Source organism: Miniimonas arenae, assembly GCF_006351005.1.
Lineage (GTDB): Bacteria > Actinomycetota > Actinomycetes > Actinomycetales > Beutenbergiaceae > Miniimonas > Miniimonas arenae.
The window spans coordinates 1-22,133 of sequence record NZ_VENP01000053.1 but is presented as its reverse complement, the minus strand read 5'-3'; the positions used below and the strand labels follow the sequence as shown (position 1 = coordinate 22,133).

At 75.2% G+C, this 22,133-nt stretch carries 17 protein-coding genes; 16 read left to right on the top strand and 1 reads right to left on the bottom strand.

What is annotated here, in order from left to right:
• The 15 genes from FH969_RS12155 to FH969_RS12085 all read left to right on the top strand — a co-directional run.
• Positions 1-3,157 (top strand): DUF11 domain-containing protein (locus tag FH969_RS12155; RefSeq protein WP_180359782.1); only part of this gene is annotated, 3,157 nt, incomplete at its 5' end.
• 13 nt (positions 3,158-3,170) lie between these two features.
• The gene (locus FH969_RS12150; protein WP_139987413.1) at positions 3,171-3,971 is read left to right on the top strand and encodes a Pvc16 family protein; all 801 of its coding nucleotides are present in this window, start codon (positions 3,171-3,173) and stop codon (positions 3,969-3,971) included.
• The gene (locus tag FH969_RS12145; RefSeq protein WP_139987412.1) at positions 3,968-6,037 is read left to right on the top strand and encodes an ATP-binding protein; all 2,070 of its coding nucleotides are present in this window, start codon (positions 3,968-3,970) and stop codon (positions 6,035-6,037) included. Before FH969_RS12150 ends, FH969_RS12145 begins: the two co-directional genes overlap by 4 nt.
• 208 nt (positions 6,038-6,245) lie before the next feature.
• Positions 6,246-7,817, top strand: coding sequence for a phage tail sheath family protein (locus tag FH969_RS12140; RefSeq protein WP_108717580.1), 1,572 nt, complete (start codon positions 6,246-6,248; stop codon positions 7,815-7,817).
• Positions 7,818-7,847: 30 nt separating this feature from the next.
• Positions 7,848-8,297 carry a phage tail protein gene (locus FH969_RS12135; protein WP_108717581.1) on the top strand — a complete coding sequence of 150 codons (450 nt, stop codon included), beginning with the start codon at positions 7,848-7,850 and terminating at the stop codon, positions 8,295-8,297.
• 26 nt (positions 8,298-8,323) lie between these two features.
• Positions 8,324-8,767, top strand: coding sequence for a hypothetical protein (locus tag FH969_RS12130; RefSeq protein WP_246071916.1), 444 nt, complete (start codon positions 8,324-8,326; stop codon positions 8,765-8,767).
• Complete coding sequence (locus FH969_RS12125) at positions 8,764-8,922, top strand: DUF6760 family protein (RefSeq protein WP_108717582.1); 159 nt, start codon at positions 8,764-8,766, stop codon at positions 8,920-8,922. The genes FH969_RS12130 and FH969_RS12125 overlap by 4 nt, the downstream gene beginning before the upstream one ends.
• Positions 8,923-8,925: 3 nt before the next feature.
• Positions 8,926-12,660 (top strand): hypothetical protein, encoded by a 3,735-nt coding sequence (locus tag FH969_RS15310; protein ID WP_180359781.1) that lies wholly within the window; start codon positions 8,926-8,928, stop codon positions 12,658-12,660.
• A gap of 28 nt (positions 12,661-12,688) precedes the next feature.
• Positions 12,689-13,129 carry a phage tail protein gene (locus tag FH969_RS12110; RefSeq protein ID WP_139987409.1) on the top strand — a complete coding sequence of 147 codons (441 nt, stop codon included), beginning with the start codon at positions 12,689-12,691 and terminating at the stop codon, positions 13,127-13,129.
• Complete coding sequence (locus FH969_RS15305) at positions 13,126-13,950, top strand: CIS tube protein (protein ID WP_180359780.1); 825 nt, start codon at positions 13,126-13,128, stop codon at positions 13,948-13,950. The genes FH969_RS12110 and FH969_RS15305 overlap by 4 nt, the downstream gene beginning before the upstream one ends.
• Positions 13,951-13,954: 4 nt before the next feature.
• Positions 13,955-15,805, top strand: a complete 1,851-nt coding sequence (locus tag FH969_RS12105) for a VgrG-related protein (RefSeq protein WP_180359779.1) — start codon at positions 13,955-13,957, stop codon at positions 15,803-15,805.
• A gap of 11 nt (positions 15,806-15,816) precedes the next feature.
• Positions 15,817-16,263, top strand: coding sequence for a GPW/gp25 family protein (locus FH969_RS15995; protein WP_108717589.1), 447 nt, complete (start codon positions 15,817-15,819; stop codon positions 16,261-16,263).
• Positions 16,260-18,194 (top strand): putative baseplate assembly protein, encoded by a 1,935-nt coding sequence (locus FH969_RS12095; protein ID WP_139987407.1) that lies wholly within the window; start codon positions 16,260-16,262, stop codon positions 18,192-18,194. Before FH969_RS15995 ends, FH969_RS12095 begins: the two co-directional genes overlap by 4 nt.
• Before the next feature lies 1 nt (position 18,195).
• On the top strand, positions 18,196-18,741 hold the full coding sequence (locus tag FH969_RS12090) for a phage tail protein (RefSeq protein ID WP_139987406.1): 546 nt from the start codon (positions 18,196-18,198) through the stop codon (positions 18,739-18,741).
• Positions 18,738-20,465, top strand: a complete 1,728-nt coding sequence (locus FH969_RS12085) for a zinc ribbon domain-containing protein (protein ID WP_139987405.1) — start codon at positions 18,738-18,740, stop codon at positions 20,463-20,465. The genes FH969_RS12090 and FH969_RS12085 overlap by 4 nt, the downstream gene beginning before the upstream one ends.
• Before the next feature lie 83 nt (positions 20,466-20,548).
• On the opposite strand, the gene FH969_RS12080 is transcribed toward FH969_RS12085, so the two are convergent.
• Complete coding sequence (locus FH969_RS12080) at positions 20,549-21,253, bottom strand: eCIS core domain-containing protein (RefSeq protein WP_108717593.1); 705 nt, start codon at positions 21,251-21,253, stop codon at positions 20,549-20,551.
• 367 nt (positions 21,254-21,620) lie between these two features.
• Between FH969_RS12080 and FH969_RS12075 the strand changes: the two genes are divergently transcribed.
• Positions 21,621-22,088 carry a hypothetical protein gene (locus FH969_RS12075; protein ID WP_139987404.1) on the top strand — a complete coding sequence of 156 codons (468 nt, stop codon included), beginning with the start codon at positions 21,621-21,623 and terminating at the stop codon, positions 22,086-22,088.
• Positions 22,089-22,133: the final 45 nt, after the last annotated feature.

The following is a 22,133-nucleotide window of genomic DNA, read 5'->3' as shown; positions in this document are numbered from 1 at the left end:
GACCGGCTTGCGCACGACGACGGCGGGCTCGCCCGAGGGCGACGTCTACGTCTGGTGGTGGGGCATCGACCGATCACCCGAGGACCTCCGGATCACGTGCGACGCGCTGCCCGAGCAGCGTCCAGTCGTCTCGCCCGACAACGAGTGGGTGGCTTACGCGGTTCAGACCGCGAGCGACGGCTTGGACGTCGTGGCGAGTCCGATCCCGTACGGCGACGCCGAGCTCGGCGAGGACGACGTCGAGACGGCGTGCGGCGAGGGGCTCGAGCGCATCACGATCGCCGGCGGTCCCGGCGATCAGACGTGGCCCACCTGGGTGCCGGCCACCGGCTCGCTCGTGTACTCCGGCAGCTCCGCGCCGGGCGAGCCCGCCGACCTCTACCTCGTGCAGGACCCGTTGAGCGCCGAGCGGACGACCGGTCGACTCACCGACACCGCGGCCGACGAGTCCCAACCCGCGGCAGTCTCGCTGTCCACGCGCGACGGCGGGTCCGCCTCGGTCATCGCGCTGCGGACCACGGCCTTCCGCCCCGACGGCTCGCTGGGCTTCCTCGTCTGCCAGCAGTGGAACTCCTGCGACGAGGGCGAGTACGGCGAGGTCATCGACGGCTACGCCGGGTTCCCGGGCGCCTCGGTACAGGGGAGCGAGCCCGCGTGGATGCCGTACGCCGCCGAGTCCACCGCGATCGACGCCGCCGTTCTCGACGTCGCCTTCACGTCCACCACCGGCGACGAAGCCGGGGACGTCTGGGTCGGCTCCTGGTACGTCGGTGTCGACGCCGCGAGCGGAGCCAGCGTGGTGCGCTACTCCGACCAGGACCGTGCCGTCGCGGAACCAGGGGTCTCCGCGAGCCACCCGAGCTGGGACAGCCTGTGGGACGGAGAGTCCACGCAGAGCGCCGACCTCCTGGTCACGGGAGCCGACGGCGACGGCAACGTCGACGACGCACACGTCCCGGACTTCACCGAGCGCCGTGCCGTGCAGGCCGACGAGTGGTTCTACTCCGACGGCTCGAACGCGCTCGACGAGCGACAGCCCGCCTACTCCGGCGACGGCGAGCGGCTCGCCTTCTCGACCGATGTCGAGGTGCCGTGCCTCGACGGCGAGATCTACGACTGCGGGCCGGGCGGACCGCGCGTGCGCGCGATCGGGGTGTCGGACTGGCGCGGCGACGGCACGCAGGTGCTCGCCTACGACCGCGCGCCGCACGACCTCGACGTCGACCCGGTGTGGTCCCCGGACTCGTCCACCATCGCGTTCGTGCGGTACTCCCAGCGTGGCGAGGAAGACCGGGCCACGTCCGCCGCCCCCGACGGCTACCAGCCCGGACGCGTCATGCTGCTCGACGTCGCGACCGGCGACGTCACGCCGCTCCTCCCCGACGGGGGCGTGGACGGCGCCGATGACGGCATCACGTCCCAGCGCGATCCGGCCTTCTCCCCCGACGGGTCCACGATCGCGCTGACGCTCTCGCGCGACCCGTGGGCGGGCGCGCCGCAGGAGCTCGGCGTCGTGCTCGTCGACGTCGCCACGCTCGCGGCCGCGCCGTTGACGGTGCTCCCGCCGACCGACTGCCCGCTCAGCGTGCTCTGCCAGCCGCGACCCGTGACCGGTCGGCACCCCACCTGGTCCCCGGACGGGACCAGGCTCGCGCTCGCGGACGTCACGGTCGCACAGCCGGTCGGCACCGCGCTGCGGTTCGACGGCCGCGGCGCACTGACGGTCCTCGACCTGCCCGGCTGGGACGGCGCGGCGCCGCGCGTGCCCGTCGCCGTCGCCGACCTGCACCTGCTCACGCGCGCCGCGAGCGCGGGCGAGACCGACGTCGGGGCGGTCGACCCGGCGCTGCGCACGCTCAGCGACCCCGGCGAGCCCGCGTGGTCCCCCGACGGCACCGCGATCGCGTTCTCCGCGGCGCTCGCGGGCCGCGACGCCGCGCGGGACGTGTGGACGGTGGCGCCGGACGGCTCGACGCTGCGCCGGGTCACGAACGACCGGACGAACCAGACCGACCCGGCGTGGCAGGGCTCCCTGCGCCACGACCTCGGCGTGACGCTCGCCGCGGACCAGCCCGCGCTCGCCGTCGGGCAGTCCACGACCCTGCGGGTGGGCATCGCGTCGTCCGGACCGGGCGACGCGCCGGCCTCGTCCGTGACCGTGGTCGTGCCCGACTCCCTCACCGTGACCGACCCGGGCACCTGCACCCCGAGCGCCGCGGTGGGGTGGGACTGCGCGGTGCCGGCGCTCGCCGTCGGGAGCTCGTACGAGGTCGCGCTCACGGTGCGGCGCGCGGCGGCGGGCGACTCGATCGTCGCGGCGACGCTGCCGCCCGGCGACGCCGTCGCCGGCAACGACTCCGTCACGCTGACGATCGCGACGCCGGCCGGCGGGACCGCGGACCTCGTAGTCTCGGTCGCCCTCGGCTCGCCCGTGGCGGTCCCCGGCGCGACCGTGCCGGTGCTGTGGCGCGGCGGCCAGGCCGGGACGGCCACGATCACGGTGCGCAACGCGGGCACCGCGCCGGCGGTGGACGTCGCGGTCGCGACGACGTGGCCCGCCGATCTCCTCCTGTCGGGCAACCCGGGCACGAGCGCGTGCACGTCGACGTCGGGCTCGTGCGCCCTCGGCACCATCGCCCCCGGGACCGAGGTCGTGCTCACGGCCGCGGTGGCCGCCGTCGGGCCGGTGCCCCCGGCGGCGCCGACCGAGCGCTCCGAGCCGGCGCCCGCCGTCGGCCCGGTCGAGCCGCCGGTCTCGGTGAGCGTCGGCGCCGTCGCGACGACGGCCACACCGCAGGACGCCGCGAACGACTCGGCCACCGCCGCGGTGGAGCTGCGCCTCGCGCAGCTGCGGATCACGCACGACGTGGCCCGGCCGGGCAACCCCGTGGTGGCCATGGGTCAGTACTTCCCGCCCGGCGCGCAGGTCGACCTCGTCTGGTCGCGCGGGGTGACCACGATCCCCGGCCCGTACACCGTGCGCGAGGACGGCACGCTCGTCGCGACGGTGCCGGTCATCGCCGACGGGCTGCTGGCCGACCGCGACCTCGCCGCCGTCCCGGCCACGGGCGAGCCGACCTCGTGGGGCGACGCTCGCTCGCGCCTCCTCGTGATCTCCACGACCGTGGCCGCACCCCACTTCCTGTTCCGCAGCTGACGGAGGACCGCCCGTGATCACCCAGGTGGACGAGGCGCTGCGCGCGCAGGTGCGCGCCGCCCTGCAGGGCACCGACGTCGAGGTCGTGCTCGACGCGCCCACGAAGGACTGGGCCGCGCGCCGCAACGCGCCGACCGTGGACGTGTACCTGTACGACCTGCGCGAGGACCTGCGCCGCCGCAGCCTCGGCCTGCTCGAGCCGCGAGACGCCGACGGCAAGGTGACGCACCGGATCCCGCCGCCGCGGCAGTTCAAGCTCTCCTACCTCGTCACGGCATGGACCCAGCGCCCCGAGGACGAGCACCGGCTGCTCGACGCCGTGCTGCAGCACCTCGTGCGGTTCGACGCGCTGCCGGGGTTCGCCGTGCCCGCGCTCGCGCTCTCGATGGGACAGAGCACCTCGATGCTGGTGGGGCTGCCACCGCCCGAGGACCGGTCCTTCGCGGACGTCTGGACGGCGCTGGGCGGGGAGCTCAAGCCGTCGATCGACGTGGTGGTCACCGTCCCGGCGGACCTCGACACCGACCGTGTCGTGGCACCGCCAGTCACCGAGCCGATGGAGCTGGTCACCGACGGCGCCACCCCTGGGTGGGTCCCGACGGCGGGCAGCGAGGTGCGCCGTCGGCACCGGGCGCCGGTGCCCACCACGAGCGCGCTGGCGCGGGGGGCGGCCGCTGCTGCCGGTGCGACCGACCCGGCGGCCGAGATCGGGTCGACCGCGAGGCCGGCGGCAGGGTCGCCACCGGACGAGGCGCCGAGCACCCGCACCACGACCACCGCGCGCCGGTCCGCCCCGAGGAGGAAGGCGCCGTGAGCACCGCGACCGACCGTCTGCTGCAGCGGCTGCTCGACGTCCAGGACCGGGTCGGGCTCGCCGTCGAGCTGCGGCGGGCGGGCGACCCTCGGCCGGAGGACCCGTTCCGCGGCCTCTACGTGGACGAGCCGATGGTCGACCACCTGCTCGCCCGCGAGGGGCCGGACGCCGCGGCCCTGCCCGACCGGCTCGGCGAGCCCGCGTGGCTCGTCGACCCCGGAAGTCTCGGCGGGGCGGGCGCGTCCGGACCCGAGGAGGAGGACCGGGTGCTCCGCCTCGCGCGCGCCTTCGCGCTCACCGAGCTGGACGTGCGCCTCCTGCTGACGGCGCTGATCTGCGAGGTCGACCCGCGGATGGAGCTGCTGTTCGGATACCTCAACGACGACGTCACCCGGCGACGTCCCACGGTCGCGGTCGCGCTCACGCTGTGCGGCACGTCGGTGGCCAACGCCGCGGCGCGTCACCGGCTCGAGCACGGTCCGCTCGTCGCGTGCGCGCTCCTGGTGGTGGACGACGTCGAGCGGCCGTTCCCCGGCCGAGGCCTGCGCCTGCCCGACCGGGTCGTGGACCACCTGCTCGGCTCGGACGCCCCCGACGCCGCGCTGCGGGACGTGCTGGCCCCGGCCGAGCCGATCGGATGGGGCGACTCGAGCCGCCTGTCGAGCGCGCTCGGCGCAGGCGTCGCGCTCGTGCACCTGCGCGAGTCCCCGACGGGCTCGGGCCGGCTGCTCGCCGTCGGGGCGCTGGAGCGCCTGGGGCGGGGCGGGCTCGTGGTGGACGCGCACGCGCTCGCGGCCGCCGAGGACCCCCGGGCGCTCGCCGCGCTCGCCGCCCGCGAGGCGCGCCTGCGCGGGGACGTGCTGGTGGTCTGCGACGTCGACGCCCTCGCGGGCACGCCGCACGTCCTGCGCCGCCTGCTGGATCCCGCCGTGCAGACGGTGGCAGTCGGCACGGGCACGTGGGACCCCGCGTGGAGCGCCACGCCCGCGCTGCAGCTCGCCGTCCCGGCGAGCACGGCGGCCGAGCGCTCGGCGCTGTGGGAGGACGCGTTGGAGCTGCCGCCCGGCGGGCGACCGGGCACCATCGACCCCGTCGCCGCCACGGCACCGTTCCGCCTGCGCCCGGAGCAGGTCGCGCGAGCCGCGCGCACGGCCCGCAACCTCTCCCGGATGGAGGGCCGCCTCACCGCCGACCACGTGCGCCGCGGCGCCCTCGGCGAGAACGGCACCGCGCTGGAGCGGCTCGCGCGTCGGATCGAGCCGAGCGTCGGCTGGGACGACCTCGTGCTGCCGCCCGCCGTGCTGGGTGCCCTGCGCGAGATCGCGCTGCGCGCGCGGTTCCGCGAGCAGGTGCTCGGGGACTGGCGGATGCGGCCCGGCGGCGGTCGCGGCATCGGCGTCGCGGCGCTGTTCGCGGGCGACTCCGGCACCGGCAAGACGATGTCGGCCGAGGTCGTGGCGCACGAGCTCGGGCTGGAGCTGTACGTCGTGGACCTCGCGACCGTGGTGGACAAGTACATCGGCGAGACCGAGAAGAACCTCGAGCGGATCTTCGAGGGCGCCGCGGGCGTGAACGCGGTGCTCCTGTTCGACGAGGCGGACTCGATCTTCGGCCGGCGCACCGAGGTGCGCGACTCCCACGACCGCTACGCCAACATCGAGAGCGCCTACCTCCTGCAGCGGATGGAGTCCTTCGACGGGCTGTGCATCCTCGCGACCAACCTGCGCGCCAACATCGACGAGGCCTTCACGCGCCGCCTCGACGTCCTCGTCGACTTTCCCCTGCCCGACGCCGAGCAGCGCCTCGCGCTGTGGGACCGGTCGCTGGGGCGGGCGATCCCCCGGGCCGGCGACGTCGACCTCGAGTTCTGCGCCGAGGCCTTCGAGATGGCGGGAGGCGCCATCCGGTCCGCGTGCGTGACCGCGGCCTACCTCGCGGCCGCGGACGGCGGCGTCGTGAGCATGACGCACCTCGTCTCCGCGGTGCACCGGGAGTACCGCAAGCTCGGCCGGCTCACCCTCGAGCACGAGTTCGGCCGGTACTGGGGCCTGCTGGACCGAGCCTGAGCACCTCTGCGCCCTGCCTGGACCTCGCCGCACCCACTCCTCGGCGACCCCCGGCCGCCCGCGCCCTTTCGGGCACCCGCTCTTCCCCCACGGGCGTCCGCGCGGACCGCCCGGGCCCCCAGCCCCGGCAGCACGCTGGGCACAGCCGCGGCGGACCCCGTCGAGGCGCCCGGATGACCGGTTCACGATCGCAGACGAGGAGCCCCCCATGCCGACCTATCTCTCGCCCGGCGTGTACGTCGAGGAGGTGGAGGCGGGCACCCGGCCGATCGAGGGCGTCGGGACCTCCGTCGCCGCCTTCGTCGGGCTCGCCCAGAAGGGACCGGTGAACACGCCGACCCTGGTGGCGAACTGGACGCAGTTCGTGGAGACGTTCGGCGACTTCGTGCCGGGCAGCTACCTCGCGCACGCCGTGTACGGCTACTACATGAACGGCGGCGGCGTCTGCTACGTCGTGCGGATCGGGGCGACGCCGACGCCCGCGATCGCGGCCCCGCCGTCGTCCTCGGCGAAGTCCGCCCCCAAGCAGCTCGGCCCCGCGCAGGCCGTGGTCGGCGCGCTGCGCCTCACGAGCCAGGACAAGTCGGTCAAGCCGAAGCGGGTCACCGTCGAGGTCGCCGACGCCGGCGGCGAGAACCCACCCGAGGACCAGTTCACCCTCATCGTGCAGGTCGACGGCAAGGAGGCCGAGCGGTACGACAACGTCACCACCAAGCGCGGCGAGAACAACGTCGCCACCAAGGTGAACACGCACTCCAAGATCCTGCAGGTCGAGGAGCTCACGTCCGGCAGCGCGCTCATGAAGCCCGACAAGGGCGTCACGGAGCTCCTCGTGGCACCCGAGGCTCCCCCGGCACCGAGCGCCGACGAGGTGACGGCCGCGGACTACATCGGCGACGCCGCAGAGCGGACCGGGTTCAGCGGCCTCGAGGCCATCGACGACGTGACGATGGTCGCGGTGCCGGACCTCGTCGCCGCGCTCGAGCAGGGCGCGATCGACCGCGAGACGTTCAAGGCGGTGCAACTGGCGATCATCGCGCACTGTGAGCTGATGGGCGACCGGATGGCGATCCTCGACCCGCCGCCCGGCCTCAACGCGCAGCAGATCAAGGACTGGCGGGTCGACGAGGCGGGCTACGACTCCAAGTACGCCACGCTGTACTGGCCCGAGGTCAAGGTCTTCGACCCCTCGACCGCCTCCACGCGGTACGTGCCGCCGTCGGGCCACGTCGCCGGCGTGTGGGCGCGCAGCGACAACGAGCGCGGCGTGCACAAGGCACCCGCGAACGAGGTGATCCGCGGCGCCGTCGAGCTCGAGACCCAGATCACCCGGGCCGAGCACGACCTGCTCAACCCGGTCGGCATCAACTGCATCCGCGCCTTCCCGGGCCGCGGCATCCGGATCTGGGGCGCCCGCACCCTGTCCTCCGACCCCGCATGGCGCTACGTCAACGTGCGCCGGCTGTTCAACTACCTCGAGGAGTCGATCCTCGTCGGGACCCAGTGGGTCGTCTTCGAGCCGAACGACGACGCACTCTGGGCGCGCATCCGGCGCACCATCGCCGCGTTCCTCGTCAACGAGTGGCGCAAGGGCGCCCTGTTCGGCCTCACGCCGGCCGAGGCGTTCTACGTCCAGTGCGACCGCGAGACCAACCCCGCCGAGGCGATCGACGCGGGCCAGGTGACGTGCCGCGTCGGCGTCGCGCCGGTCAAGCCGGCCGAGTTCGTCATCTTCCAGCTCGCGCAGTTCTCCGGCGGCACCAGCCTGGTCGCCGAGTAGCCACCGTCCACCATCGGGAAAGGAAAAGCCATGGCACTGCCCGACGCATTCGATCTCGCGACCGCCTACGCGTTCAGCCTCAAGATCGACGGGATCCAGGTCCCGCACATCATGGAGATCAGCGGGCTCAAGATCGAGGTGGACAAGGTCTCCTACCAGCAGCAGGCCCAGGACGGGAAGTTCGTCACGCGCCAGATGATGGGCCGGCAGAAGGCCGGCGAGTTCAAGGTCAAGCGCGGCCTCACGGACTCCACCACCGTGACGGACTGGCTCAAGACCGTCTACGAGGGCAAGCTCGCCGACGCGCGCAAGACCGCCGAGGTGGCGATCTACAGCTCCGACAACCAGGTGCTCAAGCGGATGAACTTCCGCAACGTGTGGGTCAAGGACGTCGAGCTCGGCGGCACGCTCAAGGCGGGCTCGACCGAAGCGCTCTCGGAGTCCTTCACCGTGTGCTGGGACGAGGCGGAGTTCGTGTGAGGCGCGCGGTGGCGGGGGTGCTCGGGGTGGCGGAGCCGAGTACCGGCGAACCCGCCGACCTCACCCCCGCCTCCGACCGCTCGCCGGAGCGCACCCCGGCGCTGCGCACGGAGTTCGCGTTCGCACTCCCGCGCGGCTACCTCGACGACGACGGCGTGCTCCACCGGGTCGGCACGATGCGGCTCGCCACGGCGCGCGACGAGCTGCTGCCGCTCTACGACGCCCGGGTCCAGGAGAACCCCGCGTTCACCACGGTCGTGCTGCTGAGCCGGGTGATCACCGAGCTCGGCACGCTGCCCTCGGTGACCTCCCAGGTGGTGGAGAGCATGTTCGCCTCCGACGTGGCGTTCCTGCAGGACCTCTACCGCCGCATCAACGCCGAGGGGCACACGCACGCCGCCGTCGTCTGCCCGTCCTGCCAGCAGCACTTCACCGTGGACATCTCGGGTGGGCGCCTGGGGGAATCGTGACGTACGCGCCCGACCGTCTGTACGAGGAGGTCGCGTACGTGGCGTACCACTTCCACTGGCCCCTGGCGGACATCCTCGACCTCGAGCACCCGGACCGGGCGCGGTACGTGGCTCAGATCGCGGCGCTCAACCGCCGCATCAGCGGCGAGGACTGAGCCGTGCGGTGGCCGTGGAGCCGGGCGGCGAGCGGCGCAGGAGCTGAGCCGAGCGCGGCGGCGCACGCCGACCAGGGCACGACGGCGAGCATCGCCGACGCTGCGCCCGTCGCGTCCGCGGGTGGTCCGGGCCGGGCCGGGTCGGTGGGCTCCCCGGCGCCGGCGCCTGCTCCCCGGGGCTGGGCGTTCCACGCACCGCTGCAGCGCACGATCGGCGCGATGCCCGACGTGCTCGGTCTCACGAGCACCGGAGAGCGGATCAGCACCTGGCAGCCGCCGACGTTCCTCACGTCGCTGGGGCACGTCGTGACCTCCGAGGTCGGTGGCGTCATCGACGGCGACGGGACGCTGGGTGGCCGGCTCACCGACGTCGGGGACGTCGAGAACGGCGGGCGGGGTGCCGGAGCGACGTCCGCGGGGCTGACGTCCTCGGCCGCGCTCTCCTCGTCGGGGGTGCTGACGTCGGACGGGCTGTCGCCGGGGCTGTCGTCGGCCGCTTCGGCTGCGTCGGCGTCCCGGTCGGCGCTCGCGTCCGGCGTCCGGCCAGCGGCGCCGACCGCGCAGCGCGCGCTCCAGACGCTCCCGGTGGTGCCGCGGCCGACGCCCGTCGCAGGAGCGAACCTGCCCCGACGCTCGGCCCGCGAGGCGGCGAGGCAGGGCCCGCTGTCCGTCGGGGGCACGAGCCTCACGCGCCTCGCCGACCGACCCGTGGGTCTGCCCGTCCTCGCGACGAGGGCCCTGGCACCCGACCCGGCGGCCGTCGCCCCTCCGCCGGCCGGCGACCTGCCGCTCGTCGCTCGCGCGGTCTCGGCCGGGACCGAGCCCGCCACCCCCAGCCAGACCCCGAGTCCCGCCCCGAGCCCCACCTCAGCCCCGACGCTCGCGACGTCGGCACTGGACGCCCCGGAGCCCACGCCTGCCGGCGCACCGACGCACGCCGCGTCGGGGCTGCCCGAGCTGGGACTTGGGGCGCCCATCGGTGCGTCGAGCCCGACGAGCGCCACGGACCCGACGCCCGGGGGCCGGCGCGCCGAGCCCGGCCCGCTCGGCCAGGACCTGGACGAGCAGGGCGCCACCGTCGTCCCCGTGCTGGGCGCGAGCCTCCCGGCCGAGCGAGCCGTGTCTGCCGCTGCGGACGCAAGCGCTTCCACGGACATGGGCACCCACGCCGTGCGGAGGTCCACCCGTCTGGGGCTGGGCGCACCGCTCCAGCGCACCGTGGCGAGCGAGACGCCGCTCGCCGCACCCGGCGGTCCCCCCCGCGGTCGAGGGAACCTGCGCGCGGCTTCGGCTTCGGCGTCGGCGTCGGCGCCGGCGCCGACCTCGCCGGTGTCGTCGAGCTCGTGGACCTCGCCGGCCCTGCCGTCGTCACCGGCCGGGCCGACAGCGACGGCCGCGCCGGCACCACTGACCTCGTCCGTCTCCCCGGTGGGAACCCCGCGGGGTGCAGGTACGCCGCCGTCGGCGCCGCTGCCGGTCTCTCGGCTCGCGGAGGCCACCCGGCCGGCCGGGCCGGGGTCGGCGTCGACCCTGTCGGTGTCCAGCCCGTCCGGGTTCAGCCCGTCCGTGTCCACCCCGGCGGGGTCAACCCCGTCCGGGTCCAGCCCGCTGCCATCCACACCGCCCGCGTCCGCACCGCCGGCATCGGCGCCACCGCCTTCTGTTGCGTCGGACTCGGTGCCGTCGGTGTCGAGGTCGACGCAGGCGCCCGGCGCGTCCGAGTCGCCCGAGTCCACCTCGTCTGCGGTGACGCCGGGGGCGTCGGGGTCGTCGGAGACGCCGGGCTCGATGGGAACCACCGGGACACCAGGCACGCCCTCGTCCGCCGTGTCGGCTGTCTCGCCGACTCCGACGCTCTCGGGGGCGGACGAGTCGGTGGCAGCGCTCACCGGCGCCGGGGTGCTCGCGCGGGCGACGTCGTCCTCGACACCGGCTCCGCTCACCTCACCGGCGTCCGGAGCGGCACTCCCGGTGCGCTCGTCGACCGCCGCGGCACCGGCCTCGGTGCAGCGCGAGGCCACGCCGGCCGGCGGACCATCCCGATGGAGCGAGACGCCGTCGCAGGCCCCGTCCGCGACGGGGTCCGCTCCGGCGCCACCAACCGGGGCACGGGCCGGCGTCCAGCGCGCCACCGAGGCCGCCGACACGGGCTCGCCCTCGGACGCAGCCCTCGGCGCGACCTCCGGAGCACCCCACGGCTCGGGCGCTGGTGCGCCCGCCATCGGGACCGTGGGGGCCTCGTCACCGACGATCGCGCAGCGCACGCCCGATGCGACCCGCCCCCTGCTCGCTGCGGAAGGTGCCGCGAGCTCCCCGGCAGCCGGCGGGCTCCCGACGCCGGCCAGCACGCCAGGCGGCAAGCTGCCGGTCGTGTCGCGCGAGGCGACGAGCGGCAGGTCCGGCGCGACCGTCGGAACCGCCGAGACGACAGGACCCGCCGAGACCGCAGGAACCGCCGACGGCGGGCGACGCAGCGACCAGCCGGCGACCCCCGAGGCATCCGCACCGCTGGTCGCCGACTCCGCATCCCTCGGCAGCGTCCAGCGGCTCGTGGGTGACGACGCGGCGTCGGGCGCCGCGTCCGGCCTCGCCGAGGCGAGCCCGCTGCCCGTCGCGCGACGCGTGGGCGCCGACAGCACCGCGGCCGACGCGGCAGCCGAGCCGGATGCCGCTGTCGAGGCACGCATGACGGGCACGCCTGGCCTGCTGGCGGACACGGCGCTGCCGGCGACGGTGGCAGCCCTCGCCGTCCCCGGGCCCGAGGCGACGTCCTCGCCGGCCTTCGTCGCCACCCACCACGCCGACCTGCCCGTGCCACGAGCGGCCGGAACGAGCACAGCAGGGTCGACCGACGGTCCGGACACCCGGCGCTTCACATCCGCGGACTCGGCTGAAGCTGCGTCCGTGGCTCCCGCTGCGGCACCCGCGCCCGTCGTCTCGCTGGTCGGGAACCGCCGCCTCGAGTCCGGTGTGAGCACGCCCCTCGTGCCGGCTCCCCGCACGACGGCGAGCGCCAGGACCCCCGGTCGGACGGTGCAGCGCAGCACCGGACCCGTGGTCCGCGCGGTGCCGACGGCCCTGCCGGTCAGCGTGCCGCTCGCACCCCCGGATGCGCCCGCGCCCGCGCGCTCCGCGACCACCGCCCACGGCGGGGCGACCGCGCAACGTGCGGGTTCGCCGTCGGGCACGGGTCTGGCGGCCGCGAGCGAACCCGCCGTGGCGCGCGCCTTCGGTCCGGTCGTGGCGCGGGCGATCGCCGACGACTGGGGTCCGCTGCACGACGGGTACCTCCCCATCCCGGCCGCTGTTCCTGCGGTCGAGTACCCGGCGGTGGACCTGCCCGCGCCGGCGAGCATGCCCGCCGTCGCGCTTCCCGCCGTCGACCTGCCGGCTCCCGCGAGCATGCCCGGGGCGGCTCCCGCCGCGCTCGCCCTGCCCGCCGCGGCGCAGGCCGCGGCCCCGAGCGGCGACGTCACCCCGGTCGCGCCGGTGGCGGACCCGCGCAACGTCGCCCCGGCGGCGGGCAGCCGGCAGGGGTCGGGCACGGCGGCCGGCGGTGCACCGACGAGCGCCACCGGTCCCACCACCGGTGCGGCCGGAGCCGCCGCCGCCCTGGAGGCGCTCGACGGTGCGCAGCTCGACGCGCTCGCGAAACGGCTCGCCGCGCCGATGCTGCGCCAGGTGCGCCGCGACGTCCTGATCGGCCGCGAGCGCCACGCCTGGCGGGCCGACGTGTGAGCCATCACTCGAGGGAAGGGAGCCGACGATGACCGTCCTGGAGGAGACCCGGACCGCCGTCGGGGTGCAGTACCGCGTCACGGTCGACGGCGCGGACCTCGGCGCGTTCTCCACGTGCGACGGCCTCGGCGTCGAGGTCGTGATCGAGACCCGCGAGGAGGGCGGCACGAACGGGTTCGTGCACCAGCTGCCCACCCGCGTGAAGTACCCCAACATCAAGCTCTCCCGGCCCCTGGGCGCTGGCTCGGCGAAGGTGGCGGCCTGGGTGTCCTCGGTCGCGAACGGGTACACGCGCACCACGTGCCAGATCGTCGTCACCGCGGTCGACGGCACGACGATCGCGTCGTGGTCGCTCGCGGGGGTGGTGCCGGTGCGGTGGACGGGTCCGCAGCTGCAGTCCGACGGCACGAAGGTGCTCACCGAGCAGCTCGAGATCGCCCACCACGGGTTCAGCGGGGGTGGAGCGTGACCCCGGGCCTGCAGGGCGGCTCCACGGCGGCGTCCGCGACAAGCACGCGGACCGCCGCGACGCTCCTGCTGTTCGAGCCCCCCGCCCGTGGCACCACGGCGAAGCCGGGCGGCAAGGTCGGCGAGGTCGCGTTCCAGTTCAATCCCAAGGAGCTCGTCATGGCCAAGGAGGCGAACTGGGAGCGCCGCGACGCGCAGGGCTCGGCGAACGCCAGTCCGCCGCAGTACAAGGGGCCCAAGCCCTCCAAGCTCACCCTCGAGATGTTCCTCGACGACGCGGAGAAGCGCACCGGGTCGGTCGTCAAGACGGTCGAGAAGCTCTTCGCGTGCTGCGTGCCGACGGCGCAGTCTGCGGCCGCCGGGAAGAACAACCCCATGTGGGTGCAGTTCCAGTGGGGCGGGATCACCAGCTTCTACGCCTACCTGTCCAGCGTCCAGGCCAAGTACACGCTCTTCACGGGTGCTGGCCTGCCGATCCGCGCCGTCGTCACCGTCACCCTCGAGGAGATCGCGACGGCGCCGCCCCGGCAGAACCCCACGTCCGGCACGCTCGTCCCGCACCGCGAGCACGTCGTCGTCGAGGGCGACAGCCTCCAGGCGATCGCGTACGCCGAGTACGGCGATCCCGCGCGGTGGCGTGACGTGGCCCGGGTCAACGGCATCGACGACCCGACCCGCGTCCCGACGGGGCGCCGTCTGCTCCTGCCGCTCGCCGCCCACCTGGCCGACCGGCCGGGCGACTCGGCCGCGGCGGGCGCCGGGCCCGGCTGGGCGGGCGCCGGGACGGCCGCCGCCGACTCCTCCGCTGCTGGTCGGGGGTGACGGCGTGCCGAACCAGATCGTCACGGCGCGGCCGCTCGTCACGGTGGACGGGTCCTCCCTCGGCGACCAGGTGCGTGAGCACCTCCTCGCCGTTCTCGTCGAGACCAGCCGCACCCTGCCCGCCCTGGTCGAGCTGACCTTCGCCGACGAGGACCGGACCGTCATCGGGGCGACGAGGCTCAAGGTCGGGTCCCAGCTGCGCGTCCAGGTGCAGACGAACGAGACGTCGGCACCGGTCACGCTCGTGGACAAGGTCGAGGTCGTCAGCCTCGAGGCGGAGATCGGCCCGGAGGGCTCGGTGACCGTGGTGCGGGGGTACGAGCTGACCCACCGACTCATGCGGCACGGCGAGCCGGCGGCGTTCCAGAAGATGACCCTCGCCGACATCGCGGGCAAGCTCGCGGGCGCGTGCGGACTCACCGTCGACGCCACCGGGGCCTCCGCGGTGCTCGAGCACGTCCTCCAGACGGATCAGAGCGACTGGGAGCTGCTGCACCAGCTCGCCGACGTGTGCGGGCTGGAGGTCGCCTCGCGCGGCAACGCCGTCGTGCTCCGTGCGCCCACGACGGCGAGCGGACCCGCCACCGCCGGGGCGCGGGACGACCCGACGGTGCTCGAGCGCGGCGCCAACCTGCTGCGGGTGCACGTCACGAGCACCGCGTCCGGCCTGGTCCCCTCGGTGGAGGTGCGGGGGTGGTCGCCGACGACGAAGGCAGCGACGGTGGGCACGGCGTCGGTGTCCGCGAAGGGAGTCGCGACCTCGCTCACCCCGGGCCCGCTCGCCGGGAGGACGAGCGCCTCGCCGACCCTCGTCTCGGCGCCGCACCTGTCCACCGCGTCGCTCGTGAAGTCGCGCGCCGCGCTGCTCGCGGACCGGCTCGGGGAGTCGTTCGCCGAGATCGACGGCACCGCGACGGGGAACCCGGCGCTCAAGGCCGGCACGGTCGCGACCCTCACGGGGCTGGGTGCGCCCTTCGACGGCGCCTACGTGCTGAGCACGGTGGTCCACCGCTTCGACGGGTCCGTGGAGGGGTACACCTGCGAGTTCCGGGTGTCCGGCACCGCCGACCGCAGCACGTGGGGCGTGACCGGCCCCCGCGGGGGTGGGGGGTCCGGTGGCTCGGGGTCCTCCGCCGGCGCGCTGCGGGCGATGCCCGCCGTCGTGACGAACAACGACGACGGCGAGGGAAAGCTCGGGCGGGTCCGCGTCAAGCTGCCGACCATCTCCGACCGGACCGAGACGGGCTGGGCCGACGTGGTGTCCGCGGGCGCGGGCAGCAGACGCGGACTCACGATCACGCCCGAGGTGAACGACCTCGTGCTCGCCGTCCTGCCTGCCGACCCGCTCGCGCCGCCGTGGGTGATCGGCGGGCTCTACAACGGCAAGGACGCCCCGCCGTGGGCGGCCACCGAGACGGTCTCCGGCGGCAAGGTCGTGCGGACCGGGCTCGTGTCCCGTTCGGGCACGACGGTGCGCCTGGAGGAGCAGGAGGGCAAGGAGCGCGTCGTCGTGGCCCTCAAGGGCGAGAAGGACGCCATCATCCTGAGCACCTCGCCCCGCGGCATCCAGGTGGTCACCGACGGCACGCTCGAGATCACCGCCAAGCAGGACGCCACTCTCACGTCGGAGGCGAAGGTGGTCGTGAAGGCGACCTCGGACGTCTCGGTGAAGGGCATGAACATCGCGCTCGAGGCGACGCAGAACCTCACGCTCAAGGGCGCGAAGGTCGCGATCACCGGTCAGGCCGCCGTCGAGGCGTCCGCGCCGAGCGTCAAGGTGGCCGGCACGGGGACCGCCGAGCTGTCCTCCTCCGGCGTGACCACCGTCCGCGGCACGCTCGTGAAGATCAACTGAGGGGGCGGGAGATGGCGCGCGAGTTCGTCGGAGCCGGCTGGAGCTTCCCGCTGCGCACGGACGCGACAGGGCGGCTGGCGCTGTCCCACGACACGCGGGAGATCGAGGAGGCGATCCACCTCATCCTCGCGACCGCGCCAGGCGAGCGACCCATGCGCCCCGAGTTCGGGTGCGGCGTGCACGAGTTCGTGTTCGCGCCCGCCGACGCCTCGACGGCCGGCTCGATCGCCCGCACGGTGCGGACCGCGCTGGAGTGGTGGGAGCCGCGGATCGAGGTGGACGACGTCGTCGTGAGCCTCGAGCGGGCGAGCGAGGGCGTGCTCCTCATCGAGATCCGCTACACCGTGCGCGGCACAAACGACCCCCGCAACCTCGTCTTCCCCTTCTACACGATCCCCAGTGAGGGCGGCCCCGAGTCCCCCTCGACCTCGTCCCCGCGCGCCGGAGGTGCCCCGTGATCCCCACGCCCAACCTGGACGACCGCCGGTTCCAGGACCTGGTGGACGACGCCAAGCGGATGGTGCAGCAGCGGTGCCCCGAGTGGACCGACCACAACGTCTCCGACCCGGGCGTCACCCTCATCGAGACCGTCGCCATGATGGCGGACGAGCTGTTCTACCGGCTCAACCGGGTGCCGGACCGCCTGTACGTGCAGTTCCTCGAGCTGCTCGGGGTGCGCCTGCACCCGGCGACCGCGGCACGCGCGGAGCTGTACGCCTGGCTCTCGGCACCCCAGCCCGACGACGTCGTGCTGCCCGCCCGGTCCGAGGTCGCCACGGGTGGCGACCCCGAGGACGTCGTCGTCTTCGCGACCACGCAGGACCTCGTCATCGCGCCCCGCGCCCTGACCACGGTGATGGTGCACCGTGCGGGTGAGTCCGCCGTCGTGCAGGAGGTCCACGCCGAGCACCCGGTGCCGTGCTTCGCGCACGAGCCCGCGATCGGCGACGCGCTGCTCCTCGGCCTCGACCACGCCGCCGGCAGCCTGCTCGTGTCGTTCCGGCTGGGCTGCGAGGTGCAGGGCGTCGGGGTCGACCCGCGCTACCCGCCGCTCGTCTGGGAGGGCTGGACCGGCAAGGACTGGACGCCGTGCGAGGTCGTCGTTGACGGGACGGGCGGCCTCAACCGCACCGGCGACGTCGTGCTCCTCCTGCCGGCCGAGCACACCGCCTCGGTGATCTCCCAGGTGCGCGCGGGCTGGGTGCGCTGCCGCGTCGTCGAGCCCGAGCCCGGCTACCCGGGATACACCCGCGCACCCGTGCTGCGCACGGCGAGCGCCGCCACCGTCGGAGGTTGCGTGCCCGCGGTGCACGCCCGGACCGTCGCCGACGAGGTCGTCGGCCTCTCCGAGGGCGTGCCCGGCCAGCGGTTCGCGCTCCAGCACGCCCCCGTCGTGGCCGGCCCGCCCCTCGTGCTGGAGGTGGCGGCGGGGCACGGCTGGGACGCGTGGCAGGAGGTCGAGAGCTTCGCGGGGCACGACGGCGAGGATCGCGTCTTCCGCGTCGACCGCGCCGCCGGGGTGGTCGAGCTCGCGCCGGCGGTGCGTGAGCCGGACGGCACGTTGCGGCGGTGCGGCGCCGTGCCGCCCAAGGGCGCGCCGCTGCGGCTGCCCGCGTACCGCACGGGCGGTGGCGTCGCCGGGAACGTCGCCGAGGGGGCCGTCACGGTGCTGCGCACGCCCGTACCGTTCGTCGCCCGGGTGGAGAACCCGTGGCCGGCGCACGGCGGCGTCGCGGCCGAGACGGTCGACGAGGCTCGGCTGCGGGGGCCGCTCGCGCTGCGCACCCGTGACCGCGCCGTCACCGTCGAGGACATCGAGCACCTCGCGCTGCAGGCCGCCCCGCAGATCGCCCGGGTGCACGCGTACACGCCGGCCGAGGGCGACGACATCGGCACGGTGCGCGTACTGGTCGTGCCGTCCGCGGTCACCGACGCGCAGGGCGTGCTGCGGTTCGAGGACATGGTGCCGCCCGCGGACGCCGTCGAGGCGATCGCCGCGTCCCTCGAGGAGCGGCGCACGGTCGGGGCGCGGATCGTCGTCGAGCCGCCCACCTACCAGGGCGTCACGGTGGTCGCGCGGCTCACGGCCACGCTCCGGGCCGCGCCCGCGCTGCTGGAGGCCGAGGCGGTCGCCGCGCTCAACCGGTACCTCGACCCGCTGCGCGGCGGGCCCGCCGGGACCGGCTGGCCCTTCGGGCGTCCACTGCAGGTCGGGGAGATCTTCGCGGTGCTGCAGCGTCTGCCCGGGACCGAGCTCGTGGACGACGTGCGCCTGTTCGCGGCCGACCCGCTCACCGGCAAGCGCAGCGAGCCGGTGCAGCGCCTCGACCTCGACCCGCACGGCCTCGTCTTCTCGTTCCGGCACCAGGTCCGGGTGGGGAGGGGCTGAGATGCGCGGCGCGGTCCCCGACCTCATCAGCGCGGTGCCCGTGGCGACGCGCCTGCCCGGCGTGCTCCTGGACGACGACCTGTTCGTGCGGTTCGCCTCGGCCTTCGACCAGACCTTCGCGCCCGTGTACTCGACGCTGGACTGCCTGCAGGCCTACGTCGACCCGGCGCTGGCCCCCGACGACTTCCTGCAGTGGCTCACCGGCTGGGTCGGGCTCGAGCCGGACGAGCGGTGGAGCACCGAACGCACGCGCACCGTGATCGCCTCGATGGCGAGCGTGCACCGCTGGCGAGGCACCGTGCGCGGTGTGCGCGAGGCCGTCCAGCTGGTCGTCGACGGCGAGGTCGAGGTCACCGAGTCCGGCGGCGTCGTGGCGTCGCTGACACCGGGCACCACCCCGCCGGGCGACGCGCGGCCGTGGCTGCACGTGCTCGTGCGGGTCGCGGACGCCTCGGCCGTGGACGTGCGCGGCCTCGACGCCGTGGTGGGGAACGTCAAACCGGCGCACGTGCCGCACACGTGCGAGATCCAGGAGGTGGACCAGTGAACGTGTGCGTCGAGTGCGGGTTCCGCAACGAGCCGGACGAGCGGTTCTGCGGGGGGTGCGGGGCCTTCCTCGAGTGGTCCCAGGAGGCGGGCGGGGAGGCCGGCGAGGTAGGGGGTGCCGACGACGGCGAGCCGTACGCCCAGCAGCCGTACGCCGATGAGGCGGGCGAGACCGGCGACGACGAGCCGTACGCCGATGAGGCGGGCGAGACCGACGACGGCGAGCCGTACGCCGCGGAGGCGGGCGAGACCGGCGACGACGAGCCGTACGTCGATGAGGCGGGCGACGACGAAGCGGCCCCCCTCGAGGAGCCCGGCAACGACGGCGGGGTGGACGTCGACGAGACCGACAACGCGACCGCCGACGCGTCGTCGCTCGAGCACCAGCCGGAGGACGGCCTCCTCGCCACAGCTGCCGTCACGACGAACGGCGCGCACTCCTCCGCGGCGCCCGCGACCGCCCCGCTCGCCGCCGCCACCGCCCCCGCACGGAGCGACGGCACACCCAGGAGCGCCGGGTCGCCCGTCCCGGACACCCCCGCCCCCGGCAGCGGCGAGACGAGGAGCGAACCCGAGCTCGCCGTCGTGCCCGAGCTCGATGGCCCGCCGGCGGACCACGAAACCCTGACCCACGCCGCGCCCGCACGCGCGTCCCGGCGTGGGGTCGCGGACGCCGCAGCGCCCGCGAGACCCGCCGAGCAGGCGGCGCCGGCGCCGGCGCCGACCCGCCGCTCCGTCACGACGCCCGGGACGGCCCCCGTGCACCCGGGTGCGGCCCCCGCGAAGGGGGGCTCGCCGTCGGGCGTGAAGCCCGGGACCAAGCCCGTCGCGGCAGCCGGGGCGGCTGCGGGCGCCGCAGCGCTCGTCGCTCCGGTGCGGCCCACCGCGGCTCCGACCGGCCGCGTCGCGCCGGTGCGGCCCGGCCGCCCACGCGCGACCCCTCCCCCGCCCCCGAAGCCGGCCGCGGACGAGCCGCCCCCGTCACCCGGCGACCTGGTCTGCGGCTCGTGCGGCGCAGGCAACGCGCCGACGCGCAAGTTCTGCCGCCGGTGCGGGGCGAGCCTCGTCGACGCCGCGGTGCAGGGTCGGCGCTCGTGGTGGTCGCGACTGTGGCGGCCCGAGCCGAAGGCCGCGCCGAAGGCGGGCTACCGGCCGAACGTGCGCCGTCTCCGGTTCCCGACGCGCGGCGTGGTGACCCTGCTCGTGATCGGGGCGCTCGTCGCGGTCGGGTTCACGTTCCGCCCCGAGCTGGAGAGCTTCGCCCTCACGGTGCAGGACCGGGTCGCGGGCAGCGACACGATCAACCCGGTCGGCGTCGCGGCGTCCAGCGCCGCGCCGGACCACCCGGCCGACCTCGTCCGGGACGGCACGACCAACCTGTCCTGGCAGCCCGAGGCGCCAGGCGACGGCGTGGGCCAGTTCCTCGACTTCACCTTCGGCGAGCCGTTCCGGCTCACCCGCGTGCTCGTGATGCCGGGGGCGTCCGACGTCGAGGAGGAGTACCTCGCGCAGGCGAGCCCGCAGGAGCTGACGGTGGTGGTGACGACGTCGGCCGGGACGCAGCAAACGTTCACGATGCCGCTCGAGGACAGCGTCGGGCTGCAGAACATGCCGCTCGCCGTCGACGACGTCGTCGCCGTCCGACTGCAGATCGCCAAGACCTACCGCGCGACGCCGGACACCCACGTCGCGATCGCCGAGGTCGAGTTCCGCGGTCGGACCTGACGCCCCGCACGACGGCGGGCCGCACCCGGGAGGTGCGGCCCGCCGTCGTGCGGGGGTGCGTCAGGCTGGCTGAGGCGGCCGGGCTAGGCCTGGAGCTCCTCCTCCTCTTCCTCACGCTGCACAGCCGGCGCCGCGCTCCCCGCGGCGGACTCCTCGGCGAGGAGCTGGACGCCGGGTGCGCTCGAGGCGGGCGCCGTGTCGGAGTCGTGCGCGTGGGTGTGCTCGCCGGCGGCGGGCTGCGCGAGGACCCGCTCGGCGTTGGCGGCGGCGGCGGTCTCGAACGAGTCGCCGGGGTCGCTGACGCGGATCCCCCCGGCGCTGGGCGTGCCGGCGACCGGGCCGCTGCGCTGCTGCACGACGTGCGTGAGCTCGTGGGCGAGCGTCAGACGACCGGTGTGCGAGCCTGGGTCGAACGCGTCGCGCTGGAAGACGACGTCGTGGCCCACCGTGTAGGCGCGGGCGCCGACGGCGCGTGCCGAGTCGTGCGCCGCGCTGTCGGTGTGCACGCGGACGTCGGAGAAATCGGCACCGATGCGGCCCTCCATGTCGGCCCGGATGCCGGCGTCGAGGGGGCTGCCGCCACCGCGGCCCACGACGTCGAGCACCGGCGAGCGCTCGGCCACCAGCTCGCTGACGGCCTCGTTCCCGGCTTCGCGCTGGAGTCTCAGCAGGTCGTGCGGGGCGAGCGGCGCGCCCGGTCGCAAGGCGCTCTCCGGCGCCGCGCTCTGCCGGTGTCGCAGCGGAGCAGCCTGGGGCAGGAGCTGGGATTCGAGGTCGTGGCTGGGCATGTCGGCTCCTCGGGGACGCTGTTGCACCATTGCACCTCCGCCGGGCGCGGTGCGGTCGGCATCGGCCCCAAGGCGCAGCGAACGCTGCCCGTTCGCGCAGCGGGCGGCGCGGCGTGGGGGCTGTGGTGCTGGGCCGAGCCCCGCTGCACCGAGCCCACGGCCCGTCGGCTGACCACTCAGTGCAGAGCGCCCGCGCCACCGGGCGGACTTGGCTGGCGGGCACGTGGTTGGGTTCTGCGGACGCGCCGGAGGGCCGTGCACGCACGGCCGCGGCACCCACCAACAAGCAGGGCACAGAACCCTCGAGCGCGCCGGGCTCGACCCGACCCGACCCGACGCGGTGGAGGTGGATGCGTGGCGGGTGGGCATGCTGACTGAGCTGGAGGCGCTGAAGTCCGTGATCTGCGCAGCGCAGGCGAGGTCGGCCGCGCAGCTGGCCTCCTCCCAACGCGCCTGCCAGCGCGCCGCCGGTGTCCCCGCGAAGCACTGCGGCCGTGGTGTCGCAGCCCAGGTCGCCCTGGCCCGAGGTGAGTCGCCCCACCACGGCGGGAAGCTCCTCGGCGCCGCCGAGGCCCTTCTCACCGAGATGCCGCACACACTCACCGCCCTGGCCCACGGCAGCCTCAACGAGTGGCGCGCCATGCTCCTGATCCGCGAGAGCGCCTGCCTCACCCGCACCGACCGCGCCCTCCTGGACCAGCAGATCAGCAGCGACCACCGCTACGCGGCGTCGGGGACCGACGCCTGGTCGCCCGCGCCCGCACCTTCGCGCAACGCCTGGACGCCGCCGCCCTTGTCCGCCGCGCCCGCCGCGCCGAGACCGAACGCACCGTGACCCTGCGCCCAGCCCCGGACCTGATGACCTACCTCACCGCCCTGC

Bases quoted from the DNA above. Each gene is read 5' to 3' on its own strand.
- FH969_RS12140 (WP_108717580.1), top strand. From the start codon at position 6,246: ATGCCGACCTATCTCTCGCCCGGCGTGTACGTCGAGGAGGTGGAGGCG.
- FH969_RS12135 (WP_108717581.1), top strand. From the start codon at position 7,848: ATGGCACTGCCCGACGCATTCGATCTCGCGACCGCCTACGCGTTCAGC.
- FH969_RS12110 (WP_139987409.1), top strand. From the start codon at position 12,689: ATGACCGTCCTGGAGGAGACCCGGACCGCCGTCGGGGTGCAGTACCGC.
- FH969_RS15995 (WP_108717589.1), top strand. From the start codon at position 15,817: ATGGCGCGCGAGTTCGTCGGAGCCGGCTGGAGCTTCCCGCTGCGCACG.
- FH969_RS12090 (WP_139987406.1), top strand. From the start codon at position 18,196: ATGCGCGGCGCGGTCCCCGACCTCATCAGCGCGGTGCCCGTGGCGACG.
- FH969_RS12080 (WP_108717593.1), bottom strand. From the start codon at position 21,253: ATGCCCAGCCACGACCTCGAATCCCAGCTCCTGCCCCAGGCTGCTCCG.
- FH969_RS12075 (WP_139987404.1), top strand. From the start codon at position 21,621: ATGCTGACTGAGCTGGAGGCGCTGAAGTCCGTGATCTGCGCAGCGCAG.